Genomic DNA, 12089 nt, shown 5'->3' on the forward strand with positions numbered 1-12089 from the left:
TGATCGCATCGAGGAGCGTCCAGTTCGAGCCTCGCCAGGCTTAGATCTTCGACTCGGCGTCGTCCGCGAGCTCCTGCATCCGCTTGCCGATCCGACCGGCGCTCGAGAACTCGTCCTGACTCATCGCGTTCGCGAGGGCGTTTCCGAGGACGAAGACGGCGTGTTTGTGCTCGCTCTTCGATTTGTGGACGTCGTCCGGATCGACGTCGAGCTGATGGTAGGCATCGAAGAGGCCGGCATCGACGTTCTCGCGGTCGGAAAAGTACTCCATGATGACGACGAGTTCGCCGTGCAATTCGAGGAGTTCGTCTTTATGCATACACGCGAGTATGAACGGTTCCAAGTTAAGAGTTGTGTGGCTCAGCGTGGCAAATTCGTCCGAACGCTGGTGACTCGTCCGCAGGGAAATACATCGCTTCGTCGGTGTCCGACGATCAGTGCGTGGCCTGCTCGAGGACGAGCGTTTCGTCCTCGAGATAGTGCTCGAAGTGGTGAGCGTCGTCTTCGACCTCGAAGAGGATCTCCCGGAGCATGTGAGCGGTCGCGTGATCGCCGAGGTTCGTTGCGAGTTCGATGCTGTCGCGCATCGATTCGATGATGTCGCCGTACATCTCGAGGTCGTTTTCCATCATCGTCCGGAGGTCGTAGACGTCCTCGCCCTCGAACTCGACGGTCGCGCGTTGCTCGAGGTTCGTCGGGCCCGATACCGGGACGCCACCGAGTGCCTGGGCACGCTCGGCGATCAGGTCAGCGCCTTCCTCGGCGTGTTCGTAGGCCTCTTCGAAGAACAGGTGCAGGTCGCGGAACTCTGCACCTTCGACGACCCAGTGGTGTTTCTTGAGCTGGTGGTACAGGACGTACGCGTTCGCGAGTTCGGAATTGAGCGCGTCGACGATCTGTTCGGCCTTCTCCTGCTCGAGTCGTAGGGCGTTCTCCTCGACGGTATCGGCCTGCTGGCGGACGGTCTTTTGAGTACTCATCTCGTTCGAAGGTACGCCGTCAACACCCTTAAACCCTTCCCATTAGAAAATTATTCTTCGTTATTAAGAACCATTGTTTCCCACTCGACGAAAATAATTACTCGAGAGAGACGTTTAGTCGCTGCCCGCTACAGTCAGTTCGACAGGAGTTTCACGCAGGTCCCCGCTTGCGCCCGGGTGCTCGCCGGCAGGATCTCGACCCAATCCGTGCCATTATACAGCGTGGTCGCCGATACTGAGGTATGAACCAGTCCGTGCTCGTAGCCGGCGAAACGCTCGTCGACTTTCTTCCCGACCGGCCGGGGCCGCTCTCGTCGGTATCAGGGTTCGAACGGCGGGCCGGTGGAGCACCGGCAAACGTCGCCGTCGCCCTCTCGCGTCTCGAGCATCCACCGGCGTACTGGACCCGGGTCGGCGACGATCCATTTGGTCACTACCTTACTGGAGTACTCGCAGAACACGGGATCACAGATCGGTTCGTCGAAATCGATCCGGACGCCCAGACGACCCTCGCGTTCGTCACCCACGACGAGTCTGGGGATAGAACGTTCTCGTTCTACCGCGACGATACGGCCGACACGCGTCTCGAACCGGGCACTATCGACGAGTCGACGCTCGAGGAACTCGAGTGGGTGCACGCCGGCGGCGTCACCCTCTCGAGCGGCCGATCGCGAGCGGCCACGTTCGACTTGCTCGAGCGGGCCGCTGCCCGGGGCTGTACGGTGTCGTTCGATCCCAACTTCAGACCGGAACTGTGGGCCGACGAAGCGACCTTCAGGCGGGTCGGCCGCGAAGCGCTCGCCCACACGGACGTCTGCAAGGCAACCGTCGAGGAACTCGAGGCCCTCGGCTGTACCGGCGCGACACCCACGGCTGTCGCTCGAGACGCACTCGAACTCGGGCCACACACCGTCTTTCTCACTTGCGGAAGCGAGGGAGCGATGGTCGTCACCGATGATGACGAGCGAGCACTCGAACCCGACCTCGTCCTCGAGCATCCCGGCTTCGACGTCGACGTAGTCGACACCACTGGTGCCGGTGACGCCTTCGTCGCCGGTCTCATCGACTCGCTCCGCGGGGGCCGCAGTCTCCAGAAAACGCTCGCGTTCGCCAGCGCGGTTGCCGCCCAGGCGACGACCGAACCGGGGGCGATGACGGCGCTGCCGATTCGAGCAACTGCTGCAGCGTTCCTGGAGTCGGTTGACGAGAGCTGACGGGTCGATCCACGGAAACTGGGTATAGCCGACGCTGACTACCCGGCTCGCAATTCCGTGTCGCCATGTTTCTTATACCGGCTCGATCCAGTCACGGTCATGACCGACTCGGAGACGGCTCGAGCGATCGAACGGCAGCTTCACCGCGAACACGACGCGACGCTATCGGCCGTCAACGCGTGTGCGGACGCCGTTGCCGCCGACTGGTCGACATCGACCGTTTCGGATCGCCAGGCCGTCGTCGACCCGCTTCGCACCCGACTCGAGTCGTCGGGTGTGCTCGAGTCCCTGCCAGGGGTGTTGATCGACCTCGCCGACGCCGCGGGCTACACCCTCCCTGCCCCACCCGTCGCCGGGCCGCCGTACGTCGTCGTCACGAGTCGCGGACCGATGCTCCGGGCGACTATTGATCCAGGGCGGCTCGTCGTCCGATTCGACGTGTTCGACCTCGAGCGCGAGCAGAATCCAGTCTATCGTCGCCTCGAGGAGGTTGACGTCTCGGTTCGCGTTCGGTGATCGCTGCTGGCCGCGGAGTCGCGTTCCGACCATCTGATCGGGGTGCCCTACCGCTACCTTTTCATCATTGCGTGAGAATACCACGCCAATGCATCCGCGCGCAGCGACGTTCGTCGCACAGGCTCGAGAGGAGTACGGCTTCGATCCCTCGGTGACGGAGTTTCCGGAAGGAACGAAGACCGCCGCCGATGCGGCCGACGCCATCGGCTGTGCGGAGGCCCAGATCGCGAGTTCGCTCGCGTTCGACGCCGACGGCGACCTGATCGTCACGATCACGAGTGGTGCCAATCACGTCGACGAAGCGGCCCTCGCCGACCAACTCGAGGTGTCTCCGGAGGACGTCGAGATGGCCGACCCCGACCGGATCAAATCCCGACTCGGCTGGGCCATCGGCGGCGTGCCTCCAATTTGTCACGACCTCCCCGTGCCGACGCTGCTGGATGAGACGTTGCTCGAATACGAGACGGTCTGGGCTGCCGCCGGGACGCCGTCTGCGGTGTTCCCGATCGATCCGGTGGAACTCGAACGGCTGACGAACGCTGACGTCGTTTCCGTCGTCGAGTGATTTGACCTCTGCTCGACCTTCTGAACTTGTAGCGGGCATGCGTGCGTGTCCAGTCTTGCCCTTCAGCGTTTCTTGATCCACGTTGTCTGAGTCGCGCTATGCCGGTGCGTAAGTCTCGAGCGAGCTCTCCAGGCGGCTTACCGTGCAGATGAAATAGGATACACAACACCGTTAACAAAACCAACACCTTAATTAGTAACTACACATAACTCGCTGGTAGAGTCTAATAATGAGTGCTGACGAACCCACACTATCGCGTCGCAGATTGCTGATCACGTCCGGTTCACTCGGGGCATTCGCCCTCGCCGGTTGTCTGGGCGGGGACGATGACGACGGGTCAGATGCCGATGACAGCAACGACGACCAGAGCGGTGGTAACGGTGGGGATGACGATACTAACGATACTGACGATACGGACACCCACGACGGCCATGACGATGGCCACGACGTCGATGCGGAGCCGTTCGATCACATCGGCATTGGGTCGTTCAGTCTCCTCGATCGGTCACACGATCCGGCCGAAGAAGCGGCCTGGGTACACGACGATCACTGGGACGGGAACCTTCCACAGATTCCCGTCGACGAGTCGATTTCCCTCGGCGCGGTTATCGAGGACGACGATGGCGAGCCGATCGAACTCGGCGATGCGTACGAACTCCGTGCAGCCCTCGCCCACGACGCGCCTGACGGAGTCGTTTCGTTCGAATCTCACGGCGACCACGTGTCAATCGCCGGCGAGACGGTAGGTGTCACCGACGTCGTCTTCCAGATTTGGCACGACGATCATGCGGATTACCAGTCCCCCGAGATTACGGCACAGGTGGTCGAGGAAGTCGATGAGGACGGTCACGACCACGACGACCACGACGACCACGACCACGACCACGACGACCACGACGACCACGACGACCACGACCACGACGACCACGACCACGACGACCACGACCACTGAACGATTCCCGTTCCCCGCTGACGTGTTTGGTCTCGAGGTGCGTTTTCCAAAATTCGATTTTCACGTCTCAAACCGCTCGAGCACGCCGTCTAGGACGCGTCCGCATATCGTACCCCGGTCTCGTCAGGTGACTGGCGGCTAGTATCGAAAAGGGTGCTGACCGGTGCTGTTTAATAACTTGGGGAAGGGGAATAATAACTCTTTTATCAATGAGGCGATTGTCTGACTGTATGAAGCTGACACGCCGAACTGCGTTACGCCGCGGTGGGGCGGCGGTCGCGCTCGGTGCACTCGCGGGCTGTCTCAGCGAGCCTGGCGACGATACCGAGAATGGCAGTGGCAATGAAAGTGGCGAGAACGCGATCTCCGGCTACGCCGCCTTCTTCGCACTCTGGGACTGGAGCAATCAAATCGTCGGCGACCACGGCGCATTCGAGAACCCCGTTGACGTAGGCGAGATGGGACACGGCTGGAACCCTGGTGGAGATCTCACTCGGGACGTAGCTGAAACGGATGCGTTCGTGTACCTGGATACGCCCGAATTCTCGTGGGCACAGGATCTCGCCGCTCAACTCGAGGCGGAAGAGGAGTCTGTCGACAGTACCGTCATCGACGGAATGGCCGGGTTGACGGCAGATCAATTACTCCCATTTTCAACGGGTGAGCGTCCGGATCCTGACGAAGAGTACACGGTCGACCCGTCGAACGTCCAGGTCGACGGGTTCGATATCATCGATCCGCGGACGGGTGAGACGGTCGCCTACTGGCACGTCGATCACTGGGACGGTGGCTTACCGGACGTCCCGCTCGAGGGATCGATGAGATTCGAAGCAGTCGTCGAGGTCGACGGCGGACACGTCATTCCACTCGGTGGGGACGAGGACGTCCAGCTCGACGCCCGTCTTGGCGACGGCGCACCCGACGAAATGGTCGACATCGAATCTCACGGCGACGCCGTCGAACTCCACGGTATCGACGTGGGGCGAACCCTCGTCGTCTTCGAACTTCGCCAGGACGGGGACGTACTCTGGGACTCGAGCGCCGATACGCTGAGCGTCGACGTCTCGGACGACATCGACCCGGCCGATGCCACCGAGTTCCACGACCCGCACGTCTGGGCCGATCCGGTGCTCGCCGCGAACATCGTCGACGCCATCGCGGACGGCCTCGCCGAGGTCAGTCCCGACGACGCGGAGACGTTCGAAGCGAACGCCGATGCGTACAACGAACGCCTGTCTGCAGTCGACGAGCAGTTCCAGGCAACCGTAGACGACGCCCAACTCGACATCGCCGTCTTCGCCGGCCACGACTCATTCAGGTATCTCGAGCACCGCTACGGGTTCGACCTCCACTCGCCGATTGGCGTCTCCCCGGACGAGTCCCCGAGCCCGAGCGAAATCGCCGAGACGATCGAACTGGTGAACGAGAACGCCATCGACACCATCCTGTACGATCCGTTCGAGGCGGGCGACGGGGAGGTACCGCCGCTGGCGGAAACCATCGTCGAGGACAGCAGTGCGACGGAGGTCGCCCCGCTCACCCCGGCCGAGGGGACGCTGCCCGACTGGGACGACCGAGGGTGGGGCTGGGTCGAGCAGATGGAAGAGATAACGCTCCCGTCCCTTCGAGCCGCGCTCAAAGCCGAATAAATGCCCGCAAACCACCGAACCAAAAGTGCAAGAACTAACTCCGCCCACGATGGAGAACTACCAGTGACAGCCGCCGTCGACGTCCGGAACGTCTCGTTCGCCTACGGTGAGACGCCGGTCGTCAAGGACGTCTCGCTAACGATCGAGGAAGGCGAGTTCCTGGGACTTATCGGCCCGAACGGCTCCGGTAAGACGACCCTCTTACACCTCATGCTCGGGCTACTCGAGCCCGAGCGCGGATCGATCGATCTCTTCGGCGAACCCGTCGACGAGTTCACGGACGGCCACCGCATCGGCTACGTCTCCCAGCAGTCGACCAACCGGGGCGGCTCGATGCCCGTCACCGTCTACGAGTGCGTGACGATGGGGCGGTTCGCTCAGGCGGGCCACTCGCGGTTGACTGGCGAGGATTACGCGATCGTCGACGACGCCATCGAGACCGTCGGCATCACCGACCTGGCCGACCGCCGGATCAATCAGCTGTCGGGCGGCCAGCGCCAGCGGGCGTTCATCGCGCGGGCGCTCGCCTCCGAGGCGGATCTACTTGCCCTGGACGAGCCAACCGTCGGCGTCGACGCCGAATCCCGCGACGCGTTCTACCAGTTGCTCGATTCGCTCAACGAGTCTGGAATCACGATTATTCTCATCGAACACGACATCGGCGTCGTGACCGACCGCGCCTCGCGCATCGCCTGTATCAACACCGAACTGTTCCACCACGGCGACACGGAGTCGTTCGTCGAGAGCGACGCCCTCGCCGAAGCCTACGGGGCGACCGGAACGGTCGTCCACCACGATCACTGACGATGCCGGAACACGCTGACACCACCGCTTCCCGTGACGCAGACTCGAGCCCCGACTATCGTTCCCTCCTCGAGCTAGCGGGACTCGCCGTCACTGCCGTCGTCGCGCTCGTGATGATCGCGTTCGTCGTCCTCTACTGGCTTCGTACCGCCCCGGCCGTTGCTTCCGCCTACGAACAGTTCATGATCGCTGGCAAGTGGCTCGATCACTACCTCGGGACGAACGTCTTCAAGTGGTCGTTCATGTGGCAACAGCTTGCCACCGGCGTCCTCATCGGCATCGTCGCCCCGCTGATCGGGACGTTCCTCGTCCACCGGGAGATGGCGCTCATCGGCGAAACGCTCGCCCACACGGCTTTCGCCGGTGTGGCCATCGGGTTCGCCGCCGGCTCGCTGATCGGGATCGACGCGCCACTGTATTTCGCCTTGCTGGTCTCCATCCTGGGGGCCCTCGGTGTCCAGTGGCTCGCCGAGCGAACGAACACCTACGGCGATGTTCCCATCGCGATCATGCTGACCGGGAGCTTCGCCGTCGGGACGCTCATCATTAGTCGGGGGCGTGGCCAGCGCGGCATTAGTATCGAAGGCTTCCTCTGGGGCGATCTCTCTATCGTGAGCGCCTCGAGCGCCCGGCTGATGACGGTGTTGAGCGTCTTCGTGGTCGCTGTCGTGGCATACACGTACAAACAACTGCTGTTCATCACCTTCGACGAGCAGGCCGCTCGAGTCGCCCGGCTGAACGTAAACGCGTATAATACGCTGCTGGTAGTGATGACAGCCGTCGTCGTCGTCGGCTCGATGCAGGTGCTGGGAGTGATCCTCGTCGCCGGTATGCTCGTGATTCCGGTGGCCGCCGCCTCACAGATCGCCCGAGACTTCCGTGAAACGATGGCGCTCTCGATACTCTTCGGCCAGCTATCGATCGTCGGTGGGCTTGCTCTGGCGATTTCCCAGGGGCTTCCCTCCGGTGGCTCGATAATCGTCGTCGCCATCGCCATCTACCTGCTGGCGATCGCGCTCTCCGGTCGCTCGGTGACGGCCATTTCGATGCACTGAACCGACCTGCAGACGCACGCTGTAGCCTTCGCTCGGAACCATCCATTGGGAATCGGAGGATACGTTTAACCCGATCCCGAGTGAACGTTACGTCGATGGGAAGGTTACGAACTCTCTTCGCACCCGAGACCGTCGCCGTCGTCGGAGCGACCGATCGAGAAGGTGCCGTCGGTCGGGCAATACTCGAGAATCTCGAGGCGGATTTCCACGGGGACGTCGTTCCCGTCAATCCGAATCGGGACGCCGTCCTCGGCCTCGAGTGTTTTCCCGACGTGGCGAGTGCACCGTCGGTCGACCTGTCGGTGATCGTCGTCCCACCCCCGATCGTGCTCGAAGCGATCCGCGAGAGTGCCCAAGCGGGTGTTGAAAACGTCGTCGTCATTACTGCCGGGTTCTCCGAAACCGGCAGCGACGGCGCGACCCGCGAACGCGAGTTGCGCGACATCGCCGCGGAGTACGACCTCAACCTCGTCGGGCCGAACAGCCTCGGAATTATGAGCACCCAGACCGGCATGAACGCCACCTTCGGCCCCGAGAACGCGCTCGAGGGGAGCGTCTCCTTTATGAGTCAGTCGGGGGCGTTCATCACCGCCGTGTTAGACTGGGCGAACGAACAGGGAATCGGCTTCCGGGACGTCGTCTCCCTGGGGAACAAGTCCGTCCTCGACGAGACGGACTTCGTCCGCGAGTGGGGGGCCGACCCCGAGACCGACGTCGTCATCGGCTACCTCGAGGGAATCGACCGGGGCGACGAGTTCGTCGACGCCGCTCGCGAGGTGAGCGACGACACCCCGGTCGTGCTCGTCAAGTCTGGGCGGACGGACGCAGGCGCGCAAGCGGCCTCCTCACACACCGGCGCGATCGCCGGCACCGAGTCGGCATACGAAGCCGGACTCGAACAGGCAGGCGTCCTCAGGGCGCGATCAGTCCAGGAACTGTTCGACTGGGCACGTGCCCTCTCCGGACTCCCGGCGCCGAGTTCCGACGGCGTCGCCGTCGTTACCAACGCCGGCGGCCCCGGGGTACTCACCACCGACGCTGTCGGCGACTCGACGCTCGAGATGGCGTCGTTCACCGAAGACACGCTCGAGCGCTTCCGGGAGACGATGCCCGAGGAGGCGAACATCTACAACCCAATCGACGTCATCGGTGATGCCGACATCGAACGATTCGAGATGGCGCTCGACATTGCGCTCTCCGATCCAAACGTCGGTAGCGCCGTCGTTGTCAGCGCGCCGACGGCGGTTCTCGAGTACGACCGCCTGGCGGAGGTCGTGATCGAACGCCGGGAGGAACACGACAAACCCGTCGTGACGAGCCTGATGGGAGGAAGTCGGTCGAGAGCGGCCGAAGACGTGCTTCGGGAGTTCGGCATTCCGAACTACTTCGACCCGGCACGAGCCGTCTCGGGGCTCGACGCCCTTGCCCGCTATCGAGCCATCCGGGAGACGCAAATCGACGAACCTGACACTTTCGATGTGGATCGTGATCGCGCCAGAGCGATCCTCGAGACCGCGCGCGACCGAGTGGACAACCGCCTCGGCGTCGAGGCGATGGACTTGCTCGAGGCCTACGGCATTCCCACGCCGACCGGCGAAATCGTCGACGATCCTGCCGACGCCCGCCAGGTCGCCGAATCGATCGAGGGGAACGTCGTCCTCAAGATCGTCAGCCCCGATATCTCGCACAAGTCGGACATCGGCGGCGTCCGCGTCGGCGTGAGCGACGAGGAGGTGTACGACGCCTACGAAGACGTCGTCGCCAAGGCCCGGAACTACCAGCCCGACACGACTATTCTCGGGGTGCAGGTTCAGGAGATGCTCGACCTCGAGGGGTCGACCGAGACGATCATCGGGATGAATCGCGACCCCCAGTTCGGGCCGCTCCTGTTGTTCGGACTCGGCGGTATCTTCGTCGAGATCCTCGAGGACACCTCCCTCCGAGTGGCCCCGATCGGCGAGAGCGAGGCTCGGGCGATGGTCGACGAGATTCAGGCCGCGCCGCTGTTGCGTGGGGCTCGTGGCCGCACACCAGCGGACGTCGATTCCGTGGTCGAGTCGATCCAGCGACTCTCACAGCTCGTGACCGACTTCCCGGCGATCCTCGAACTCGACGTCAACCCGCTCGTCGTCGGCCCGGAAGGTGTACAGGCGATCGACCTCAGACTGACCGTTGATACGGAGAACCTATGACCGACACCACTACCGACACGGAGACCGAATCCGAACCCAAATCCGAATCCGAGGGGGAACAGCAGCCGACCAGCGACCGTCCCCACGACCAGACACGACCGATTCTGGTGGCCTCTCTCGAGGAGAGCATCGGCAAAACGGCGATCACCCTCGCACTCGCGAAACACGCAGCCGAGACCGGCGACAGCGTCGGCTATATGAAGCCGAAGGGGACGCGCCTCCAGAGCAACGTCGGCAAGACGCTCGACGAGGATCCGATGCTCGCCCGCGAGTTACTCGACCTCGACGCCGAGATGCACGACCTCGAGCCCGTGGTGTACTCACCGACGTTCATCGAGCAGGCGATTCGCGGTCGCGAGACCACCGAGGAGCTACACGATCGCGTGAAAGAGGCGTTCGAGGCGCTCGCGACGAACCACGACCGGCTGTTTCTCGAGGGCGGCGGCCGGCTCGAGCAGGGTGGTATCGTCGACCTGACGGATGCGGACGTCGCCGACCTGCTCGATGCTCGCGTTCTGTTGATCGCGCCATACCAGACGCCAGGAGACATCGACGACGTGCTGGCCGCCGCGGATACATTCGGCGATCGACTCGACGGCGTGCTGTTCAACGCCGTGTCAGACTCTACCCGGGATCAACTTGAGGCCGAAATCGCCCCGTTCCTCGAGGGCCGTGGGGTACCCGTCCACGGCGTGCTCCCGCGCGAGCAGACGCTGGCCGGGGTCACCGTCGGTGATCTCGCGGACGAAATCGGAGGTCGTGTCCTCGTGGAGGAGGGTCTCGACGCGTACGTCGAGCGCTTCTCCGTCGGGGCGATGGGAGCCGACAGCGCGCTCAGACACTTCCGACGGACGAAAAACGCCGCCGTCATCACTGGTGGCGACCGTGCCGACATCCACGCGGCCGCACTAGAGGCTCCGGGCGTGAAGTGTCTGATCCTCACCGGCGGCCATCGACCGTCCGGTGCGATCCTCGGACAGGCGGCACAGAAGAGCGTGCCCGTCGTCCTCGTACAGACGGACACGCTGACGACCGTCGAGCGTGCCGAGGACGTCATTCGCAGTGGTCGCACCCGCGATGCCCAGACCGTCGATCAGATGGGGACATTGCTCGGCGATCACGCCGACCTCGAGGCGCTCCTGTAGCGGACGCCCGAAGTACGGACGTCCGAGGAGGAAGCCTTCACTGTAGGGCGGGAGAATTTCACGTCAGTTTCGAGACTTACACTTCACGAAACGATTGATCGTCGGTGAGCAGCGGCTCCTGGGTGGGATCGACTGGTAAAGTGAAATGTATCGCGGGGGCCACTCCGGGCAAAGTAACCCACGCGACGGCCGGTTGTCAGAGGCACCCCGGCACCTACAACTTTTTTCGTACAATCGTAAATCCTCATCCCCCGGCAGAGAACCCAATGTTTGAGATCAACTATTTAAACGTACTGGCCATTTATATGTGTGTCTGGATTGGAAATAGACGGTGCTGGGTGGCTCCTGGCGCACGGAGTTCTAATACGGTCTGCTGTGGTCTCTTACCGGTGATTGCCGACCCGGCAGGAAATCACCGATAAAAATTCACAACAAACCGTATGAAACGAAGTCGGACTCGAGTGAGCACAACCCCAGTCGACCACCGGACCGGTACGGTTAAGTGTACAACACCTGCCTTCTCGAGTATGAGTGGACGACCGCTTGATGTCCTTGAGGCGTCGCTTGGCGAACGGGTTCGTGTACGACTTAAAAGCGGTGAGGAGTACGTCGGCGAGCTTGCCGGATACGATCAACACATGAATCTCGTCCTCGAGGACGTCGCCGTCGGCCAGGAGACGGAACTGGACGCAGCGACGCCGGTCGAAGACACAACCATTATACGCGGCGATAACGTCGTTTCGATCACTCCATGACTGGCGCAGGAACCCCAAGCCAAGGAAAGAAGAACAAGACGACGCACGTCAAATGCCGACGCTGCGGTGAGAAATCCTACCACGTGAAAAAGGGCGTCTGTGCGTCCTGTGGCTTCGGTAAATCCGCCAAACGCCGCTCCTACGCGTGGCAGGGCAAAGCTGGCGACAACTAGGCTCTCCTTGTTGATCAGTGGCTGCAGTCACTGTATTCGTGTCTGGCGGTGATGCGTTCATTCGATCGTGAACCCGGTCGCGAACTATC

At 62.5% G+C, this 12089-nt stretch carries 13 protein-coding genes; 11 read left to right on the top strand and 2 right to left on the bottom strand.

Features of this window, described 5'->3' with window-relative positions; all coding sequences use genetic code 11:
- Nucleotides 1–40: 40 nt before the first annotated feature.
- The gene (locus NGM68_RS06870; protein ID WP_252700905.1) at nucleotides 41–319 is read right to left on the bottom strand and encodes a UPF0058 family protein; all 279 of its coding nucleotides are present in this window, start codon (nucleotides 317–319) and stop codon (nucleotides 41–43) included.
- Nucleotides 320–434: 115 nt separating this feature from the next.
- Entirely contained in the window at nucleotides 435–980 is a 546-nt protein-coding gene (dpsA, locus tag NGM68_RS06875; RefSeq protein ID WP_252700906.1) for a DNA starvation/stationary phase protection protein DpsA, read from the bottom strand.
- Between the two features lie 242 nt (nucleotides 981–1222).
- Here dpsA and NGM68_RS06880 point away from each other — a divergent pair, with 242 nt between their 5' ends.
- The 11 genes from NGM68_RS06880 to NGM68_RS06930 all read left to right on the top strand — a co-directional run bounded on the left by NGM68_RS06880 (nucleotide 1223) and on the right by NGM68_RS06930 (nucleotide 12000).
- Complete coding sequence (locus tag NGM68_RS06880) at nucleotides 1223–2194, top strand: carbohydrate kinase family protein (RefSeq protein ID WP_252700907.1); 972 nt, start codon at nucleotides 1223–1225, stop codon at nucleotides 2192–2194.
- Between the two features lie 99 nt (nucleotides 2195–2293).
- On the top strand, nucleotides 2294–2710 hold the full coding sequence (locus tag NGM68_RS06885; RefSeq protein ID WP_252700908.1) for a DUF7988 family protein: 417 nt from the start codon (nucleotides 2294–2296) through the stop codon (nucleotides 2708–2710).
- Between the two features lie 88 nt (nucleotides 2711–2798).
- Nucleotides 2799–3275 carry a YbaK/EbsC family protein gene (locus NGM68_RS06890; RefSeq protein ID WP_252700909.1) on the top strand — a complete coding sequence of 159 codons (477 nt, stop codon included), beginning with the start codon at nucleotides 2799–2801 and terminating at the stop codon, nucleotides 3273–3275.
- Nucleotides 3276–3504: 229 nt separating this feature from the next.
- Nucleotides 3505–4227: a hypothetical protein gene (locus NGM68_RS06895; protein ID WP_252700910.1), complete on the top strand. Its 723-nt coding sequence runs from the start codon at nucleotides 3505–3507 to the stop codon at nucleotides 4225–4227.
- A 230-nt stretch (nucleotides 4228–4457) separates the two neighbouring features.
- Nucleotides 4458–5876, top strand: a complete 1419-nt coding sequence (locus NGM68_RS06900; protein WP_252700911.1) for a metal ABC transporter substrate-binding protein — start codon at nucleotides 4458–4460, stop codon at nucleotides 5874–5876.
- A 63-nt stretch (nucleotides 5877–5939) separates the two neighbouring features.
- Nucleotides 5940–6680, top strand: coding sequence for a metal ABC transporter ATP-binding protein (locus NGM68_RS06905; protein WP_252700912.1), 741 nt, complete (start codon nucleotides 5940–5942; stop codon nucleotides 6678–6680).
- A gap of 2 nt (nucleotides 6681–6682) precedes the next feature.
- Nucleotides 6683–7735, top strand: a complete 1053-nt coding sequence (locus NGM68_RS06910) for a metal ABC transporter permease (protein WP_252700913.1) — start codon at nucleotides 6683–6685, stop codon at nucleotides 7733–7735.
- Between the two features lie 95 nt (nucleotides 7736–7830).
- Nucleotides 7831–9927 (top strand): acetate--CoA ligase family protein, encoded by a 2097-nt coding sequence (locus NGM68_RS06915; RefSeq protein ID WP_252700914.1) that lies wholly within the window; start codon nucleotides 7831–7833, stop codon nucleotides 9925–9927.
- Nucleotides 9924–11072 (top strand): phosphotransacetylase family protein, encoded by a 1149-nt coding sequence (locus NGM68_RS06920; RefSeq protein ID WP_252700915.1) that lies wholly within the window; start codon nucleotides 9924–9926, stop codon nucleotides 11070–11072. The genes NGM68_RS06915 and NGM68_RS06920 overlap by 4 nt, the downstream gene beginning before the upstream one ends.
- A 527-nt stretch (nucleotides 11073–11599) precedes the next feature.
- A complete protein-coding gene (locus NGM68_RS06925; protein ID WP_252700916.1) occupies nucleotides 11600–11827 on the top strand; it encodes an LSM domain-containing protein in 228 nt (75 codons plus the stop codon).
- Nucleotides 11824–12000, top strand: a complete 177-nt coding sequence (locus NGM68_RS06930) for a 50S ribosomal protein L37e (protein ID WP_252700917.1) — start codon at nucleotides 11824–11826, stop codon at nucleotides 11998–12000. Before NGM68_RS06925 ends, NGM68_RS06930 begins: the two co-directional genes overlap by 4 nt.
- The last annotated feature ends 89 nt before the right edge of the window (nucleotides 12001–12089 follow it).

Source organism: Natronosalvus vescus (assembly GCF_023973145.1).
In the GTDB taxonomy this organism is placed as follows: Archaea; Halobacteriota; Halobacteria; order Halobacteriales; family Natrialbaceae; genus Natronosalvus; species Natronosalvus vescus.

Excerpts from the sequence above, each read along its gene's own strand:
- NGM68_RS06915 (WP_252700914.1), top strand. The coding sequence starts at position 7,831 with ATGGGAAGGTTACGAACTCTCTTCGCACCCGAGACCGTCGCCGTCGTC.
- NGM68_RS06885 (WP_252700908.1), top strand. The coding sequence starts at position 2,294 with ATGACCGACTCGGAGACGGCTCGAGCGATCGAACGGCAGCTTCACCGC.
- NGM68_RS06880 (WP_252700907.1), top strand. The coding sequence starts at position 1,223 with ATGAACCAGTCCGTGCTCGTAGCCGGCGAAACGCTCGTCGACTTTCTT.
- NGM68_RS06910 (WP_252700913.1), top strand. The coding sequence starts at position 6,683 with ATGCCGGAACACGCTGACACCACCGCTTCCCGTGACGCAGACTCGAGC.
- NGM68_RS06890 (WP_252700909.1), top strand. The coding sequence starts at position 2,799 with ATGCATCCGCGCGCAGCGACGTTCGTCGCACAGGCTCGAGAGGAGTAC.
- NGM68_RS06925 (WP_252700916.1), top strand. The coding sequence starts at position 11,600 with ATGAGTGGACGACCGCTTGATGTCCTTGAGGCGTCGCTTGGCGAACGG.
- dpsA (WP_252700906.1), bottom strand. The coding sequence starts at position 980 with ATGAGTACTCAAAAGACCGTCCGCCAGCAGGCCGATACCGTCGAGGAG.
- NGM68_RS06920 (WP_252700915.1), top strand. The coding sequence starts at position 9,924 with ATGACCGACACCACTACCGACACGGAGACCGAATCCGAACCCAAATCC.
- NGM68_RS06895 (WP_252700910.1), top strand. The coding sequence starts at position 3,505 with ATGAGTGCTGACGAACCCACACTATCGCGTCGCAGATTGCTGATCACG.
- NGM68_RS06900 (WP_252700911.1), top strand. The coding sequence starts at position 4,458 with ATGAAGCTGACACGCCGAACTGCGTTACGCCGCGGTGGGGCGGCGGTC.
- NGM68_RS06870 (WP_252700905.1), bottom strand. The coding sequence starts at position 319 with ATGCATAAAGACGAACTCCTCGAATTGCACGGCGAACTCGTCGTCATC.
- NGM68_RS06930 (WP_252700917.1), top strand. The coding sequence starts at position 11,824 with ATGACTGGCGCAGGAACCCCAAGCCAAGGAAAGAAGAACAAGACGACG.